The sequence below is a fragment of the Aeromonas sp. FL131 genome (genome assembly GCF_049860615.1).
GTDB classification, from domain to species: Bacteria; Pseudomonadota; Gammaproteobacteria; order Enterobacterales; family Aeromonadaceae; genus Aeromonas; species Aeromonas hydrophila.
Map to the genome: position 1 here is coordinate 3,737,483 of NZ_CP187595.1, position 16,142 is coordinate 3,753,624.

Consider the following 16,142-nt stretch of genomic DNA (forward strand, 5'->3'; position numbering starts at 1 on the left):
CCTCATATTCTTTTGAACCAGACCGACCGACGGCCGGACAACATTTCAAGGTTGGCGGGCTCAGTGCCCCGCCCCATCCAGGTTGCGGTTGACCCAGATCAGCGGCAACAGCCCCACCAGCACGATGACGATGGCGCCGAGCGCGCCGCGCTCCAGCATCTCGTCCGACACGAACTGGTAGACGTGGGTCGCCAGGGTATCGAAGTTGAACGGCCGCAGCAGCAGGGCGGCAGGCAGCTCCTTCATGGATTCGATGAACACCAGCATGGCACCGGCAAACAGGCCGCGCCGTACCAGAGGCAGGTGCACCCGCCGCAGCATGGCGCCATCCCCCTGCCCCAGAGAGCGAGCCGCCATATCGAGGCTGGGGGAGATCTTGCCCATGCTGCTCTCCACCGAGCCGATGGCGATGGCCACGAAGCGCACCAGATAGCCGAACACGATGGCGGTGATGGTACCGGTCAGCAGCAGCCCCGGCCCCTGACGCCCCAGCAACTCGGCCAGATCGTTGATGGCAAAGTCGAGGGCGGTGAGCGGTACCAGCACGCCGATGGCGAGCACGGTACCCGGCATGGCGTAACCCATGGCGGCGATGCGCAGCGGCAGCAGGCTCTTGACTCCGCCATCGAGACGACGACAGAAGCCAAGCAACAGGGCGATGCCCATGGCCAGCAGGGCGGTCAGCGCCGAGATAGCCAAGCTGTTGCCGGCAAAGCGGACGAACTCCGGCGTCCACGACAATTCGAAGTAGCGCACGCCGTAATCCAGCAAAATGACGAACGGCAGACCGAAGCCGGCCAGCACCAGCCCCCAGCACCAGAGCCCGGCCAGAGCGCGGCGAATCCCCTTGAGCGGGTAGCGCAGCGGCTGCTCATGACCCATCGACTTCTGGAACACCTGCTGCCGGCTGCGCGAGCGGCGCTCCAGCGCGATCAGCAGCACCACCGCCAGCAGCATCAGGCAGGAGAGTTTGGCAGCGGTAGCCAGACTGCCATAGCCGAGCCAGGTGTCGTAGACCGCCGTGGTCAGGGTATTGATGGCAAAGAAGTGGACGGTGGCAAAATCGGCCAACGTCTCCATCGCCACCAGCGACACAGCGACCATGATGGCCGGGCGTGCCAGCGGCAGGCTGAGGCGGCGAAAGCTCTGCCAGGGGGAGCAACCGAGCAGGCGGCTGGAGTGAATGAGGCTGACCGACTGTTCCAGAAAGGAGGCGCGGGTCAGCAGATAGACGTAGGGGAACAGCACCAGTGCCAGCACCCAGGCGGCGCCGCCGAGGGAGCGGATGGCCGGGAACCAGTAGTCGGCCGGCCCGCCCCAGCCAAACAGCTGCCGCAACCCCGCCTGCAGCGGGCCCGAGTAGTCGAGCAGGTCGGTGTAGACATAGGCGACGATATAGGAGGGCATGGCCATCGGCAGCATCAGCGCCCACTGCAGGGCCCGCCGCCCCGGCACCTGGCACATGGCCACCAGCCAGGCGGTCGGCACCCCGAACAGCAGGCTGAGCAGCACGACGCCGACCACCAGCCCCAGGGTATTGGCCAGATAGTCGAACAGCACGGTATCGGCGAGGTGGCCAAACAGATCTCCGTCGGCCGACAAGGCGGAGAAGACCAGAGCAAGCACCGGCAAAGCCAGCAGCAGGGCGCTGGCCCAGCTGCCGGTAATCCATCCAAAATTTTTCATGAGACCACAGAGGTTGATGGGGCCCTTGGCCCCATCTGAATTACAAGTCGAATTTCACTTCATCCAGCAGCTGCAAGGCGTCCTTGCGGTGCTTGGCGTAATCGCTGACCGGTAGCGCGTCAGACTTGAAGCTGCCCCAGGACTTGACCATAGCGGAAGGCTCGACCCCGGCCTTGACCGGATATTCGGCGTTCACGTCCGCATACATGTGCTGGGCGGTGTCGCCGGCCAGGAACTCCATCAGCTTCTGGGCCTCAACCTTGTTCTTGGCGTACTTGGTCATGGCCACGCCGCTCACGTTGACGTGGGCGCCGCGGTCAGCCTGGTTCGGGAAGTTGATGTAGACGGCATCGGCCCAAGCCTTCTGCGCCGGATCCTTCAACATGGCACCCAGGTAGTAGCTATTGCCGAGCGACAGGTCACAGATACCATCCTTGATCGCTTTGACCTGATCCCGGTCGTTGCCCTGCGGCTTGCGCGCCAGGTTGGCCTTGACCCCTTCCAGCCAGCTCTTGGTCTCGGTCATGCCGTGATGAGCGATCATGGAGGAGACCAGCGCCACATTGTACTCATGCTTGCCGCTGCGGGTGCAGATTTTTCCTTTGAATTCAGGCTTGGCCAGATCTTCGTAGCTGATGGTATCGAGCTTGCCGAGACGATCCTTGCTGGAATAGATGGCGCGCACCCGGGTGGTTAGCGCGAACCAGCGGTTGTCCGGATCGCGATAGATGGCGGGGATGTTCTCCTGCAGGATCTTGCTGTCCACCGGCTGCACCAGCCCCTTGTCCACCAGATCGGTCAGCCGGCTGATGTCGACGGTCAGCATCAGATCCGCCGGGGAGAGCTTGCCTTCCCGCTCCAGACGCTCGTTCAGCCCCTCTTTGGCGAACACCACGTTGACCTTGATGCCCGATTCTTTCTCGAACTGCTGGATGATGGGCTTGATCAGCTCATCCTGCCGGTTGGAGTAGACATTCACCTCCCCTGCCGCCAATGCCGACTGAGCCGCCAACGCAGAGAAAGCCAGTGCCAACATCTTCATTTTCATCATCCATTCCTTGAGTTGCTATATCGAGTGAGAACCATTGCTGTTTGCATTTTGCATTGAGCTCGACAGCCGGATCAAGAAATCCTGATGTGGCGGGATCACATATTTAAACCCTGTTCAAACAAAGGGGCCGGATAGAATCCTATCCGGCCCCACCATGGAGTCAATCAGCGACAACGTACCGATCATTCGCCCCATCCAGCGCGATCAGAGCGCCTCGTCGTCGCTCTCACCGGTCCGAATGCGCACGGCCTGCAGCAGGTCGTAGACGAAGATCTTGCCGTCACCGATCTTGCCGGTATAGGCAGCCTTGCAGATCGCCTCGATCACCCCTTCGACGTTGTCGTCGGCCGTCGCTATCTCCAGCTTTACCTTGGGCAGGAAGTCGACCTGATACTCGGCTCCCCGGTATAATTCGGTGTGCCCCTTCTGGCGGCCAAACCCTTTGACCTCGGACACGGTCAGACCCTCGACCCCCAGGTTGGCGATGGCCTCGCGCACGTCGTCTAACTTGAAGGGTTTGATAATCGCAGTAATCAGCTTCATCTGGTTGCTCCCAATCCATGGTATGTCATGAATGGGGAATCAATTCTTGTGCCAAGTCTTTTTATTGTTTAATTTCAAAAAGATAGCATTTAGGCCTGGAGCAGGACTCTCCCGGCATCACCAAGGGAGCGCATCTCGCCCCATTATGAGGCACCAAGCTGAGCCAGCCACAGCCGATGCACCAAACAAGAGCACCGCAGTATGTTAGTCATCTCCAACAGCGTTACCCTGCCCTGGCATGAACTGCAATTCCAGACCATGCGGGCACAGGGCAACGGTGGCCAGCACGTCAACAAGACCGACTCCGCCGTCTGGTTGCGCTTCGATTACCGCAACTCCCCCAGCCTCACCCCACTTTACAAGGAGGGGCTCGACAAGCTGAGCGACAGCCGAGTTCACGACGGCTTCATCATGATCCGGGTCGAGACCCACCGCAGCCAGGACATGAACCGCAAGGAGGCGATGAACCGTCTGGTGGAGCTGCTGAAGAAAGCGGCCTGGCGCCCCAAGGTCCGCCACGCCACCAAGCCGACCCGCAGCTCCCAGCGCAAGCGGGTCGATGCCAAGAAGCGCAAGGGGGAGATAAAATCGACCCGCGGCAAGCCGGTAGTGGACTAGCCGGGCCCTTGCCCAACGCCCGAGGATGACAGAATGAAATTCAGTTTTTGCGACAGCGCCCACGGCCCCCTGCTCATCGCCATCGACCGGGACGGGCTGCGCTATGTGGAGTTCGTGCTAGGCGAGCAGCCGGTGACCCCGACCGACGAATGGCAGCGCGACGATCAGGCGCTGGCCCCCTTCGTCGAACAGTTCGCGGCCTACTTCGCCGGTCGCCTGCGCCGCTTCGATCTGCCGCTGGCCGCCCGGGGCACCCCTTTTCAGCAATCGGTGTGGCGCGCCCTGGGCGACATTCCCTATGGCGAGACCGTCAGCTACCTCGAGATAGCCCAGGCCATCGGCAATCCCAAGGCGGTTCGCGCGGTGGGGGCGGCCAACGGGCGCAATCCGCTCAGCATCATAGTGCCCTGTCACCGGGTGATCGGCCGCAGCGGCGAGCTGACCGGTTATGCCGGCGGCATCCCCATCAAACGCTGGTTGCTGGCGCTGGAACAACAGACCGACGACAACTTTGCACTGGCCCCCTGACCCTATAACCAGTCAGTCCCATTGCGTTTAGCAAAATGAACATAGTATGAAGAATCGCCTCAGAAGGGCTTCAGACAGCATCAGGCATCATGGCTTCACACTTGGATGGCATGGCTCATCCCTCATTCAAGTGGCACCCATGTGACGCTTCCAATCTGTCTTTTTCCCCGCGCCTCCCTGAGGCGCTTTTTTTTGCCGGCAAGCGACCACAAAAAAGCCCGCCGAAGCGGGCTCTGACCGGAAGGTGCTAGCTCCAGGGTCAATCAGAGGGCGAGGAACAAGCCTGCCAGCGAGGCACTCATCAGGTTCGCCAGCACCCCCGCCAGGATGGCGCGCATGCCGTAACGGGCGATGAAGGATTTGCGCTCCGGCACCATGGCGCCCAGGCCACCGATCAGGATCGCCATGGAGGAGATGTTGGCGAAACCACACAGGGCAAAGGTGACGATGGCCTTGCTCGACTCGCTCAGAGTCTGATCCTGCACCAGGGCGATGAAGGCGACGAACTCGTTCACCACTATCTTGGTCCCGATCAGGGCGCCGGCAGCCTGAGCCTGTTCCCAGGGGATACCGATCAGCCAGGAGACGGGAGCAAACAGCCAGCCCAGGATGATCTGGAAGCTCAGCTCCAGCCCCACCAGGTCGCCGGCCCAGCCCAGCAGGCCGTTGAGCATGGCGATCACCCCGACGAACGCCAGCAGGGTGGCCCCCACGGCAACCGCGATGTTGAGGCCGGACATGGCGCCATCGGCGGCTGCTTCAATCACGTTGGTGGCGCGCGGGATCACCACGTCCTGATGATGGTCCTGCTCTTCGGCGGCAGGCGGCACCAGGATCTTGGCCATGGCCAGACCGGCCGGCGCCGACATGAAGGCCGCCGCGATCAGGTATTTCAGCTCGACCCCGATGCTGGCGTAACCCACCAAGGTACCGCCAGCTACCGAGGCGAGGCCGCAGCTCATCACCGCGAAGAACTGGGAATCCGACATCTTGGAGAGATAGGGTTTGACCACCAGCGGCGCCTCCACCATACCGACGAAGATGTTGGCGGTGGCGGAGAGGCTCTCGGCGCGGCCGGTGCCCAGCAGTTTCTGCAGGCCGCCGCCAAGCAGGGCGATCACTTTCGGCATCAGGCCGATGTGGTAGAGGATGGCGATCACCGCGGAGAAGAAGATGATGACCGGCAGCACGTTGAAGGCAAAGATGAAGCCCAGCTTGAACTTGGCCAGATCGCCGAACAGGAAGGCGATCCCCTCCTGACCGTAACCGATCACGCTGCTGACGCTTTCGCTTACCCCGTTCAGCACGTGCTGACCGGCGGGCAGCCAGAGCACCAGGCCGGCGAAAAGGATTTGCAGGCAGAGGGCCAGACCCACTGTTCGCAACGGGATACGACGACGATTATCAGAGCAGAGCGTGGCCACGGCCAGAATGCTCAGGATGCCGAGCAGGGCAATCATAGGGACTCCATCAGGTGGGACGAAAGATGGGCGCGGATTCTGCGCTCCCGGCCTCGCCACTGCAAGTCCACTTGGTTACAGCCCTGTTAGCAAAAACGTTTGCACGATACCGGTTGCGGCAACTGGCTGATTTGACTTGATTTTGGTTTCAAGCGAAAGCCAGTGTTCTTATATGGAAACGATTATTCCTCGGTGCCGGACAATTTGCCGCCGAGCCAGGGAGCCAGCCGCTGCTCCCAGTAGGGATTCGGACCGAAGCTCTCCTTGAGGAAGTCGATGAACAGCCGGATCTTGGGATCCAGGTGCTCGCGTCTGGCATAGACGGCGTGCACCGCCATCTTCTGGTTCGGCCGCCACTGGGGCAGCAGCGGGATCAGCTGGCCGGACTGCAACTCCTTGTCCAGCAGATAGTTGGCCACGTAGGCGATGCCGAGCCCGGCCAGGGCGGCGTCGCGCACCGCCTCCGCCAGATCCACCCGGTAGTTGCCGGCTACCTGCACCGTCTGGCGCTCCTTACCCTGGCGAAACGACCACTCGTGGTAGCGCCGCTCCCGGCTCTGATAGGTGATGCAGTTGTGCTGAGCCAGGTCTCTGGGGTGCAGCGGGGTGCCATGGCTCAGCAGATAGTCCGGCGAGGCCACCAGCACGAAGTGAATGTCCGCCAGCCGCTGCCCCACCAGGGCCTCGGGTTTGTCCTCGTAGGTGGTGATCCAGAGATCCAGCCCCTCATCCACCAGGTTGGTGCGGTGATCAAACAGCGAGACCTCCAGCTCCAGCTCGGGGTAGCGATCCTGAAACGCCTTGAGGCGCGGGATCACGTGCAGCCGGCCGAAAGACTGGCCCACCCCCAGATGCAGGATGCCGCTCACCTTGCCGCGCCGCTCCGCCACCATGGAGTCCGCCTCCAGCGCCACCGCCACCAGGGCGCGGCAGTGGCGGGCATACTCCTGGCCGAGCTCGGTGAGAGAGAAGCGGCGGGTAGTGCGCTGCACCAGCTGGGCACCGAGTTCGGTCTCCAGCTGGGCCAGCTGTTTGCTGATGTGGGATTTGGAGACCCCAAGCCGCCGGGCGGCCGCCGAGATGCCCTGTTCACGGACCAGGGCATCGAAGATCACCATTTGGGGCAGACGTTGCAGCACGGGATTACCAGAGAGAAGAGCGGGCCCCCATTATTCCAGAGCCGCCCGCCGCGGGGTAGCGCTAAAGGCCGAGCGCCCGTTTGACCTCTTTTTGCAGGGGATCGTCCGCCGGATTCTGGTTCGCGCCATAACTCGCGACCAGCTTGCCGTCACGCCCGATCAGGTATTTGTGAAAGTTCCAGCCCGGCGCTTCGCCCGCCGCCGTGGCCAACCCCCGGTAAAGCGGGCTGGCATCGGCCCCGCGCACGGCGATCCGGTTGAACATGGGGAAGGTCACCCCGTAATCGCGTCGGCAGACCGAGGCTGTCTTGCCCTCCTCCCCCGCCTCCTGCCAGAAGTCGTTGGAGGGGAAGCCGAGCACCACCAATCCCTTCTCCTTGTAGGTCTGGTAGAGCGTCTCCAGATCCCGGAACTGGCCGCGATAGCCGCAGTAGGAGGCGGTATTGACCACCAGCACCACCTTGCCCTCGGTCAGCTGGCAGAGGTTGTGGCGCTGGGTGCTGTTGAGCTCCCGCATCTCCACGTTGAAGTAGTCCGGGCAGGCGGCGACGGCCGCCCCGGCCCCGAGTGTCAGCAACAACATGATCCATTTCATCGAGCGACTCCTGTCAGGCAGATGAGTGACATACGCGCGGGCACGCCGGCCGGTTCACCCGCTCAATAGAGGGGGATGCCGGTGAGCATGCCGTGCCCCCAGAAGATCAGCAGAGCCGTGAGCGCCAGCCCGGCCCCTACGCTGAGCCCGGTGCCATACCAGTTGGCCGCCGGACGGGGATGACGCTGCCAGTCCCGCACCGAAATCCAGACGATGCTCACCAGCGCCCACAGGCCGATGCCGCCAAACAGCACCAGGGAGCGGGCCTCGCTGTTGACCGCCAGGTGGGCACCGGCCCAGAGCAGGGTGCCGAGCAGCTGGGGATGCACCAGCCAGCGCCGCAGGTGATTGGGCCCCTGGCCGGAGCAGAACAGGATCAGGGCGATGGGCATGACCGCCATCATCAGGGTCGGTCCCCAGGCGGGCAGAAAATAGAGCGGCAGGGGGCTGGCGGTGCGCCAGCCGGCAATGATGCAGGCGATGGCGATGAACACCAGCAACGAGAAGAGTCCCTTGTAGCGATTCTCCCCCAGCCGCTCGCGCAAGCGGGCCCGATGGGAAGCTGCGAAGCAGGGATAGAGGTGGATCAGGGTAAACAGCAGTACCCCCAGGGTCAGCAAGATCATGGGTTGCTCCTTGTACTATGGGGGATCACTATGCCGCAAAGTCGGCGGCCAGAATACAGAAACCGCAGAAAAGCACAGGCTATACAGCAGGATAATGAAAAAAGCCGATCATCTGATCGGCAAGGTGTTTCGGGCAGACCTGCAGCGGTGCAGGTCGTCACCGCGACACGGGGCGAGGTTGGCCGGCGTCAGGCGCCGGCCAGAAGAGAGTCAGGGTCGCAGCAGATAGAGCGCCGCCACGTTGCGGGCCGTGAGCTGCAGGTTGGTGGTGGCGGTGGCCAGCGCCTCCGGCAGCGACATGGCGCGGTTGACCACGGCGAACACCGCATCCAGCCCGTGCTCGTGCACCACGCCGTAATCGTCGGTCAGGCAGCCCGCAATGCCGATCACCGGCTTGCCGAACTGCTTGGCGCAGCGTGCGACACCGATTGGCGTCTTGCCGTGGATGGTCTGGCTGTCGATGCGTCCCTCGCCGGTGATGACCAGATCCGCATCGGCCACCGCCTCGGCCAGTTTCAGTGCCTCGATGACGATCTGGATGCCGGGTTTGAGCTCTGCGCCGAGCAGACCCACCAGGGCCGCCCCCATGCCACCGGCGGCGCCCGCCCCCGCAATCTCCTTCACCTGCCTGCCAAGCGCCTGCTCGATGCAGTCGGCGTAGTGGGCCAGGTTGGCGTCCAGCTGCGCCACCATCGCGGGGGTCGCCCCCTTCTGCGGACCAAACACGGCGGAGGCCCCTTTCGGCCCGCACAGCGGGTTGTCCACGTCACAGGCCACCTCGATGGTGATCTTGGCGAGGCGCGAATCGAGCCCGCTCAGATCGATGGTGGCCAGCTCGGCCAGACCGGCGCCGCCCGGCGCGATGGGAGTGCCGTCGCGCTTGAGCAGCTTGCCGCCGAGCGCCTGGATCATGCCGGCACCGCCGTCATTGGTGGCGCTGCCGCCGATGCCGAGGATCAGATGCTTCACCCCCATGTCGAGGGCCGCCAGGATCAGCTCGCCGGTGCCGCTGCTCGAGGTGTGCAGCGGATTGCGCAGCTCAGGCGCCACCAGATGCAGGCCGGAGGCCGCCGCCATCTCGATGACGGCGCGCTCGCCATCCCCCAGCAGACCGACGAAGCCCTGTACCTTGTTGCCAAGGGGAGCGGTCACGTAGAAGGGCAGAATGCGGCCACCGGTGGCGTCCACCAGGGACTGCACTGTCCCCTCGCCGCCATCGGCCATCGGCAATTTGACGTAGGTGGCGTTCGGCAACACCTGCTTGAATCCGGCCTCGATGGCATCGGCCACCGCCATGGCGCTGAGGCTCTCCTTGAATGAATCGGGGGCGATAACAATTTTCATATCAATTCCTTAGGCGAGGCCAAACACGCCGAACATCAGGGTGGAGACGGCGGCAATGGTCAGACCGACCGCGGTTTCGTAGGGGATGAGCTTGAGCCGCTCACCCACGCCCATGTGGACGCTGCCACCGGTGGCATGGAAGAAGGAGCCGTGGGGCATGTGGTCGAACACGGTGGCACCGGCGTGGATCATGGCGGCCCCCGCCAGGCTGCTGATGCCGAGCTCTATCAGAGTGGAGCTGAACACGTTGGAGGCCACCACGGTACCGGCGGTGGTCGAGGCGGTCGCCAGCGACATCAGGGCACCCGAGATGGGGGCCAGCAGGTAGGAGGGCAGGCCGGAGGCGGTCAGGCCGCTGATCAGCACATCCTTGAGACCGGAGTTGGCGATGATGCCCGCCAGGGTACCGGTACCCAGCAGCATGATGGCCACCGGCGCCATGCGGGCCAGGCCCGAGACCGCAAACTGGTTCACCTTGCTGAACTTGCCCATCATCAGGGCGCCGACCAGGCCGCCGAGGGGCAGTGCAATGAGCGGGTCCACCACGATGCCGGCAATGGGGCGCAGGGCCAGCAGCAGGATGGCCACCAGCGGCGCACTGATGGCGGCGGCAAAGCCCGGCAGCTTGCTGCCATTGAAGCTCACCACCTCATCGGCGGCGACTTTGCTGCCCTTGTTGTTGAGGCGCTTCGCCAGCCAGTAGGCCATCACCAGCCCGAACAGGCCCGGGATGATGCCGGCCGCCATCACCGAGGTGAGCGGCAGGTGGAAGGCATCGGCTGCGGCGATGGCGTTGGGGTTGGGAGACATGACGTTGCCCGCCTTGCCGCCGCCGATCATCGCCAGCAGGATGGCCGCCTTGGAGAGGTCGGCACGGCGGGCGATGGCCAGCGCAATGGGGGCGACCGTGATGACGGCCACGTCCACGAACACGCCGACCGCAGTCAGGATCAGGGTCGCCAGCGCCAGTGCCAGCAGGGCGCGGGTCTCGCCCAGCTTCTTGACGATGGTTTCGGCGATGGTGGTGGCGGCGCCCGATTCGATCAGTACGCCGGCCAGCACGCCCGCCGCCAGGATCCTCATCACCGCCGTGGTGATCCCCTGGGCACCGCCGATCATCAGGGCGACGGTCTGGGTCAGATCGGCGCCGCCTATCAGGCCGCCGGCCAGGGCGCCGACGATCATGCCGTAAGCGGGCGGTACCTTCTTCAGGATCAGGAAGATGGCGATGGAGAGCGCGGCGAGAGCGCCAAGCGCGGATACAGGGATCATGACGGGCACCTTTCAAATGAGTGAGTGGTGGCCATTATGGTGATCCGGGATCGGAATGCTTTGGTCAAAAAAACAAATATCAGCTTTGTAAAACGTAACTTTCTGTATGAATGAACAAATCAACTGTCGAGGTTGAGCCCGAGATAGAGCAGAAACTTGTCATCTAACTTGTTGAAATTCAACCCGGTTATCTGCTCAATCCGGGTCAGCCGATAGCGCAGGGTATTGGGGTGGATGAACAGGGCTTCGGCGCAGGGATGCAGATCACAATCCTGCAAGAAATATTGGCGCAGCGTCTTCTGCAGCGTTCCCTTTGTGTCCTCCTGCGCCAGCTTGTGCAGCGGGGCCCGCAGCTGATCCGCCTGCCAGGAGTCCGCCAGACTGCCGAGCAGCACCGGCAGCCGATAATCCTCGAAGAAATAGACCTGCTTGCGCGGCGCCTGCCGCATGCCACGGCGCAAGGTGTCCCGCGCCGTCTGGTAGGAACGCGCCAGCCCGCCGGTGCCGGCGAAGTAATCACCCACCCCGATGCGCACCCGAAAGTGGGGAATGCGGGCCAGCAGCTGCTTGATGCGGCTGCGCTCCTGCGCCGACTGCCAGATGCCGTCGCTGAGCTGGGCCGGCTTGAGCACCACTATCTCGTCCAGGCCGTTGATGGCCACCAGGTTGTCCCGCTCCGGGTTTTCCAGCAGATGCACCAGCTCCCGCAGCCGGGCCGGGTCGGCCTCCTCCAGCGCCAGCACGGCCACCACCCGCGGCTGGGCCAGATCCAGCCCGAGGAAACGGGCCGCCTGCTGCAGCTGATCGTCCCGCCCTTCACCACGGATGAGCTGCAGTACCAGCTCCTCCTTGTGGCGCTTGTCCCACTGCAGCTGCTCGGTGAGCGCCGCCTGCTCCAGAATGAGCTCGGCGGTCATGCGCACCAGTTCGGCGTAAGCACGCACTTCGTCCGGATCGCCCGAGATGCCGATGACCCCGAGCAGCTCCCCCTGATAGGCGATGGGCAGGTTGATGCCGGGGCGTACCCCCTTGAGCTCGCGGGCGGTGGCGTCGCTGATCTCCACCACCCGGTTTTCGGTCAGCGCCAGCACGGCCCCCTCATGACGCTGATGGAGCCGCTCCGGGTTGCCGGACGCGATGATCAGGCCGTGCTCGTCCATCACGTTGACCGAAAAAGAGAGGATCTTCATCGCCCGGCTGACTATCTGCCGTGCGAGGGTGTCATTGAGCTGCATAGGTACTCCGCTGAACGAAACGGGAATAGCCTGAGGCGATGATGAGTCCCTGTGGCTCGTTCATCACGTTGGCCGAAGAAGAGAGGATCTTTATCGCCCGACTGACTCTCTGGCGCGCGAGGGTATCGTTTAGCTGCATCACATCTCCAAAGCGGGGGCCGGACCGACCACAAAGCGCCGGTAGCGGGGCAAAGATGCCACATCTTCAAGACAAGCGAGGGGGGGCTCGCTAGAATAGGCCACTTTACGCTATATGCGCCCCGCCATGGAGCAGGATTTGCCCTGCCCATGACGACTCACCCTTCCGCTATGGACTGAACTATGGATTATGAATTTCGCCGCGATCCGTTCGGCGGTTATCGCGCCCGGTTCTCCATGGGCCATGAGGCCATCGGCCAGTGGCTGATCGACGAAGTGGGCAAGGACGAGGATAAACTCGACGAGCTGTTCGCCATCATCGATCAGCTCTCCAGCCGGACTCGCGTCGAATACCGGCTGCTGGGCGGCGACTACTCCCTGCTGCTGACCCACGAGGAAGCCGAGGTGAAAGCCAACGTCCTCAATATCGAGCAGGATGAGGATCTCGACGATCTCGCCTACTACGATGATGAACAGCTGGCCATGTGCGGGCTGGAAGATTTTGCCCAGGTGCTCGGCTCCTGGCGCGCCTTTATCCGCAACGAGGATATGGGCTGATCGACCCCTCTGAAAAACGACATCGGGCAACCATGCCCCATTGCCTAACCAACAGGATTGACTATGTCTATTTACGATTTTGATGACGAACTGCCGGAAGACGAGCAGGAACAACCGAAAAAAGCCGCCCCTGCCAAGAAGAAAGGCAAGCAGGTGCTGAACACCCAGGTCAACCTGAGCCCGCGCGATGCCAGCCGTCTGAACGGTATGCACGTCGAAGCCATCGCCACCCTGGACGACGTCAGCCTGCCGAAGAACGTGATCTTCAAGGCTGGCCTGATCGCCCTGGGCGAGCTGGAAGCCAGCAAGCGTGCCGACATCATTGCCCGGGTGATCGCCGAATCCGGCCGCTGAGACGCCTTGTCACCCTTGCCAAAACCGGAGCCCAGCTCCGGTTTTTTTATGGCCGCGCGCCCTGGCAGCCAGCCGAACACGGGATCCGACCAGCTTATTAAGCCTTGTCTCATGGGATGTCCCATTGTTAAGGTGCGGGACTTTCATCGGCCTTGGAGACTCAATGTTACCTCTACCTGATTCACTCATCTGGGGAGCACTGGCGCTGGCCGTCTTGCTCTGTCTGGCCCGGCAACGGCTGCCCGGCTTCATCATGCTGGCCGTTGCCCTGCTGGCGGCCCTCGGCCTCGGCCACCTGAGCCCCATCGCCCTGCTGGCCAGCGCGGCGGGCCTGCTGCTGGCCTGGCGCACTCCCTCCCTGCCCCAGCCCTGGCGCGCCGTCGCCCTGGGCGCCGTGCTGCTGTGGGCGGTGGCGCTGATGCTGCACCTCATCCCCGGCTTCACCAACCTGAAGGTGCTGGATCAGGTGCAGGCCGGCCCCGCCAGCGTGCCGTTCAACATGTACCTCAACCTGGACAAGCCGCTGGTCTTCTTCGGCCTGCTGCTGGCCTGGCCCGCCCTGCTGGGCCCGGGCGGCGCCGTTCAGTGGCGCAGACTGGCACTGCTGCTGGTGCCGCTGGCGGCCCTGCTAGTCGCCGCCTGGCAGCTGGGGGCCCTCAAGCCCGAGGTGGGCCTGCCCAACTGGTGGTGGCTGTTTGCCCTCAACAACCTGCTGTTCACCTGCGTGGCGGAAGAGGCGCTGTTTCGCGGCTTCCTGCAGCAGGGGATCGCCGCACACAGCCGGCGCTGGCTTGGGGTGCTGGTGGCGAGCCTGCTGTTCGGCGCCGCCCATCTGGCCGGCGGCCCGCTGCTGGTGCTGTTCGCCGCGCTGGCGGGGGCCTGCTATGGCCTGGCGTTCCTGCTGAGCGGGCGCCTTAGCGTCGCCATCGCGATCCACTTCCTGTTCAACTTCGCCCACCTTGCCCTCTTTACCTACCCGCTGGCCAGCCGCTGATCCCGGGCGCCCCCTGCGGGGCGCCTGCAACCTCTGCCCCCCTTGGAGCATGCCGCCCACTCCTTTGCCATCCGCCTGCGCAGATGCACCTTTCATTTGCACTATTTAGCTAAGCGAGAGTGGCGATTAATTGACCCAAGCCAAGATAGCGCGCTTGCCGCCCCCTAGAATGGGCCGGTAACAATCACAAAAAATAAAAACAAATCTATCAGTTACTTGGCTCAATCAGGATGCACTCATGACCACAACCCAACGGGAGGGGGAGATACGTTTCCCCGACCACCTGTCACTGATCTCGACGACCGACCCCGCCAGCCACATCACCTACGCCAACCAGCACTTCTGTGATGTGGCCGGTTATCACCCCGCCGAAATGGAGGGGGTGCCCCACAATCTGGTACGCCACCCCGACATGCCCAAGGCCGCCTTTGCCGACATGTGGCAGCGGCTGCGCCAGGGCAAAAGCTGGATGGGGCTGGTGAAGAACCGCGCCAAGAGCGGCAAGTTCTACTGGGTCAACGCCTATGTCACCCCCATCCTCAACGAACAGCGACAGATCATCGAGTACCAGTCGGTGCGCACCCGCCCGAGCGAACACGACATCGCCTGGGCGGAGCAGCTCTACGCCCGCATCCGGGCCGGCAAGGCGCTGCCCTGGCTGAGCCGGCTCGCCCTCGAACCCGGTCTGCTCACCCTGCTGCTGTCAGGCGGCGCCCTGCTCACCCTGCTGGCGGCCATCATCAGCGGCAATCCGCTGTGGGGGGCGCCAGGCGCACTGGCCCTGCTGGCCCAGATGCTGCACGGCTGGCGCCTGCAGCAGCGGCTCAACCGGCTGGCCCGCACTGCCGGCGAAGAGATGGGCACCCCGCTTTGCCAGGTGCTCTACACCAGGCGGCGGGACACCCTGGCGGCCCTGGAGCTGGCGCTTCGCATGAAGCGGGCCGAGCTCAAGGCGGTGGTGGGGCGCAGCGCCGATACCAACCAGCAGATCCTGCAGGCCGCCGAGGATGACAGGGGTAATATCCAGACCATCGACATCCACCTGCAGCAGCAACGGGCCCAGAGCGAGCAGCTGGCCGCCGCCATCACCGAGCTCAGCCACTCCATTCGCGACGTGGCGAGCAACGCCCATCAGGCCAGCGAACTGGTGGGCGAGGTGCAGCAGGTCTCCGCCGAGGGGTTGCGGGCGCTGGCCACCACCCAGTCCTCTGTCGATCAGCTCCATCACGAGCTCGATGCCAACCACGCCGTGCTGGCCAGGCTGACCGGCGACAGCCAGAAGATCAGCGGGATCCTGGAGGTGATCAGCCAGATCGCCGATCAGACCAACCTGCTCTCCCTCAACGCGGCCATCGAGGCGGCGCGGGCCGGCGAGCAGGGGCGCGGTTTTGCGGTGGTGGCCGACGAGATCCGGGCGCTGGCCCAGAAGACCCGCAGCTCCACCGGCGAGATCAACGAGATGATCCAGGCGCTGCAGCAGACGACCCGTCAGCTGGCCGACGGCATGAGCCAGGGCGCCCAGACCTCGGACCGCTGCCAGCAGCACGTGGGGACCACCGCCGAGGTGCTCAACCAGATCAACCGTATGCTGGCCCGGGTCACCCATACCAGCGACGAGATTGCCCAGGCCGTCAGCCAGCAGGCGGATGTCACCAGCACCCTGGACAAGGGCATCCACCAGATCCATCAGCTGGCCAGCCACACCGCCGACAACAGCCGCCAGGCCCTCGACGGCATCACCCTGCTGGTGGAGCGGCTGCATGCCCTCTCCCGCCTGATCAACCAGTTCCAGCACTGACCGCCTTGCAGGGGCGTGCCGCCCGGCACGCCCGCTTCACCTCGTTTGTCCTGACCTCCCCCGTCCCTTTGGCCGTTGCCAACCCCATGGGTTAACACCTCCCCATATGGGGCCTTTCATTTATTTGTAACAAAAATGTAAATGAAATGACCTCTGTGCCCGCCATAACAGTCACTTTCCAGCGTGCCTCGACCAGAAGGACT

Annotated in this window: 16 protein-coding genes; 6 read left to right on the top strand and 10 right to left on the bottom strand. The window is 63.6% G+C overall.

The annotated features are described in order from the left end of the window. Nucleotides 1-60: 60 nt before the first annotated feature. The 3 genes from ACPW75_RS17310 to glnK form a co-directional block, all read right to left on the bottom strand. The gene (locus ACPW75_RS17310) at nt 61-1,686 is read right to left on the bottom strand and encodes an ABC transporter permease (RefSeq protein WP_077095885.1); all 1,626 of its coding nucleotides are present in this window, start codon (nt 1,684-1,686) and stop codon (nt 61-63) included. A 40-nt stretch (nt 1,687-1,726) separates the two neighbouring features. Continuing rightward, nucleotides 1,727-2,734 (bottom strand): Fe(3+) ABC transporter substrate-binding protein, encoded by a 1,008-nt coding sequence (locus ACPW75_RS17315; RefSeq protein WP_077095884.1) that lies wholly within the window; start codon nt 2,732-2,734, stop codon nt 1,727-1,729. 207 nt (nt 2,735-2,941) lie between these two features. Next, nucleotides 2,942-3,280, bottom strand: a complete 339-nt coding sequence (glnK, locus tag ACPW75_RS17320) for a P-II family nitrogen regulator (RefSeq protein WP_011704615.1) — start codon at nt 3,278-3,280, stop codon at nt 2,942-2,944. Nucleotides 3,281-3,481: 201 nt separating this feature from the next. Between glnK and arfB the strand changes: the two genes are divergently transcribed. Together arfB and ACPW75_RS17330 are read left to right on the top strand one after the other, a co-directional pair. Continuing rightward, entirely contained in the window at nt 3,482-3,898 is a 417-nt protein-coding gene (arfB, locus tag ACPW75_RS17325) for an alternative ribosome rescue aminoacyl-tRNA hydrolase ArfB (RefSeq protein WP_077095883.1), read from the top strand. 33 nt (nt 3,899-3,931) lie between these two features. Next, nucleotides 3,932-4,426 (top strand): methylated-DNA--[protein]-cysteine S-methyltransferase, encoded by a 495-nt coding sequence (locus ACPW75_RS17330; RefSeq protein WP_077095882.1) that lies wholly within the window; start codon nt 3,932-3,934, stop codon nt 4,424-4,426. Nucleotides 4,427-4,689: 263 nt separating this feature from the next. Here ACPW75_RS17330 and ACPW75_RS17335 read toward each other — a convergent pair whose 3' ends face one another. The 7 genes from ACPW75_RS17335 to ACPW75_RS17365 form a co-directional block, all read right to left on the bottom strand. Further along, nucleotides 4,690-5,886, bottom strand: a complete 1,197-nt coding sequence (locus ACPW75_RS17335; RefSeq protein WP_011704612.1) for a NupC/NupG family nucleoside CNT transporter — start codon at nt 5,884-5,886, stop codon at nt 4,690-4,692. A 182-nt stretch (nt 5,887-6,068) separates the two neighbouring features. Next, nucleotides 6,069-7,004 carry a LysR family transcriptional regulator gene (locus tag ACPW75_RS17340; protein ID WP_016349403.1) on the bottom strand — a complete coding sequence of 312 codons (936 nt, stop codon included), beginning with the start codon at nt 7,002-7,004 and terminating at the stop codon, nt 6,069-6,071. Between the two features lie 82 nt (nt 7,005-7,086). Continuing rightward, nucleotides 7,087-7,620, bottom strand: a complete 534-nt coding sequence (locus tag ACPW75_RS17345; RefSeq protein WP_076361516.1) for a glutathione peroxidase — start codon at nt 7,618-7,620, stop codon at nt 7,087-7,089. Nucleotides 7,621-7,682: 62 nt separating this feature from the next. Continuing rightward, nucleotides 7,683-8,246 carry an NnrU family protein gene (locus ACPW75_RS17350; protein ID WP_077095881.1) on the bottom strand — a complete coding sequence of 188 codons (564 nt, stop codon included), beginning with the start codon at nt 8,244-8,246 and terminating at the stop codon, nt 7,683-7,685. Nucleotides 8,247-8,456: 210 nt separating this feature from the next. Next, a complete protein-coding gene (locus ACPW75_RS17355) occupies nt 8,457-9,590 on the bottom strand; it encodes a glycerate kinase (protein ID WP_077095880.1) in 1,134 nt (377 codons plus the stop codon). A 9-nt stretch (nt 9,591-9,599) separates the two neighbouring features. Beyond that, nucleotides 9,600-10,862, bottom strand: coding sequence for a GntP family permease (locus tag ACPW75_RS17360; RefSeq protein ID WP_011704607.1), 1,263 nt, complete (start codon nt 10,860-10,862; stop codon nt 9,600-9,602). 119 nt (nt 10,863-10,981) lie between these two features. After that, entirely contained in the window at nt 10,982-12,097 is a 1,116-nt protein-coding gene (locus ACPW75_RS17365) for a sugar diacid recognition domain-containing protein (RefSeq protein WP_011704606.1), read from the bottom strand. A 321-nt stretch (nt 12,098-12,418) separates the two neighbouring features. Here ACPW75_RS17365 and ACPW75_RS17370 point away from each other — a divergent pair, with 321 nt between their 5' ends. The 4 genes from ACPW75_RS17370 (at nt 12,419) to ACPW75_RS17385 (ending at nt 15,939) form a co-directional block, all read left to right on the top strand. Continuing rightward, nucleotides 12,419-12,793 carry a YacL family protein gene (locus ACPW75_RS17370; RefSeq protein WP_029304568.1) on the top strand — a complete coding sequence of 125 codons (375 nt, stop codon included), beginning with the start codon at nt 12,419-12,421 and terminating at the stop codon, nt 12,791-12,793. Nucleotides 12,794-12,856: 63 nt separating this feature from the next. Continuing rightward, complete coding sequence (locus ACPW75_RS17375) at nt 12,857-13,147, top strand: hypothetical protein (RefSeq protein ID WP_011704604.1); 291 nt, start codon at nt 12,857-12,859, stop codon at nt 13,145-13,147. A 163-nt stretch (nt 13,148-13,310) separates the two neighbouring features. Further along, entirely contained in the window at nt 13,311-14,141 is an 831-nt protein-coding gene (locus tag ACPW75_RS17380) for a CPBP family intramembrane glutamic endopeptidase (RefSeq protein ID WP_077095879.1), read from the top strand. Between the two features lie 238 nt (nt 14,142-14,379). After that, a complete protein-coding gene (locus ACPW75_RS17385; protein WP_077095878.1) occupies nt 14,380-15,939 on the top strand; it encodes a methyl-accepting chemotaxis protein in 1,560 nt (519 codons plus the stop codon). Nucleotides 15,940-16,142 lie beyond the last annotated feature (203 nt).

Coding starts and splice junctions, on each gene's coding strand:
- glnK (WP_011704615.1), bottom strand. CDS start 3,280: ATGAAGCTGATTACTGCGATTATCAAACCCTTCAAGTTAGACGACGTG.
- ACPW75_RS17310 (WP_077095885.1), bottom strand. CDS start 1,686: ATGAAAAATTTTGGATGGATTACCGGCAGCTGGGCCAGCGCCCTGCTG.
- ACPW75_RS17375 (WP_011704604.1), top strand. CDS start 12,857: ATGTCTATTTACGATTTTGATGACGAACTGCCGGAAGACGAGCAGGAA.
- ACPW75_RS17385 (WP_077095878.1), top strand. CDS start 14,380: ATGACCACAACCCAACGGGAGGGGGAGATACGTTTCCCCGACCACCTG.
- ACPW75_RS17380 (WP_077095879.1), top strand. CDS start 13,311: ATGTTACCTCTACCTGATTCACTCATCTGGGGAGCACTGGCGCTGGCC.
- ACPW75_RS17340 (WP_016349403.1), bottom strand. CDS start 7,004: ATGGTGATCTTCGATGCCCTGGTCCGTGAACAGGGCATCTCGGCGGCC.
- ACPW75_RS17335 (WP_011704612.1), bottom strand. CDS start 5,886: ATGATTGCCCTGCTCGGCATCCTGAGCATTCTGGCCGTGGCCACGCTC.
- ACPW75_RS17370 (WP_029304568.1), top strand. CDS start 12,419: ATGGATTATGAATTTCGCCGCGATCCGTTCGGCGGTTATCGCGCCCGG.
- ACPW75_RS17350 (WP_077095881.1), bottom strand. CDS start 8,246: ATGATCTTGCTGACCCTGGGGGTACTGCTGTTTACCCTGATCCACCTC.
- ACPW75_RS17360 (WP_011704607.1), bottom strand. CDS start 10,862: ATGATCCCTGTATCCGCGCTTGGCGCTCTCGCCGCGCTCTCCATCGCC.
- ACPW75_RS17345 (WP_076361516.1), bottom strand. CDS start 7,620: ATGAAATGGATCATGTTGTTGCTGACACTCGGGGCCGGGGCGGCCGTC.
- ACPW75_RS17330 (WP_077095882.1), top strand. CDS start 3,932: ATGAAATTCAGTTTTTGCGACAGCGCCCACGGCCCCCTGCTCATCGCC.
- arfB (WP_077095883.1), top strand. CDS start 3,482: ATGTTAGTCATCTCCAACAGCGTTACCCTGCCCTGGCATGAACTGCAA.
- ACPW75_RS17315 (WP_077095884.1), bottom strand. CDS start 2,734: ATGAAAATGAAGATGTTGGCACTGGCTTTCTCTGCGTTGGCGGCTCAG.
- ACPW75_RS17365 (WP_011704606.1), bottom strand. CDS start 12,097: ATGCAGCTCAATGACACCCTCGCACGGCAGATAGTCAGCCGGGCGATG.
- ACPW75_RS17355 (WP_077095880.1), bottom strand. CDS start 9,590: ATGAAAATTGTTATCGCCCCCGATTCATTCAAGGAGAGCCTCAGCGCC.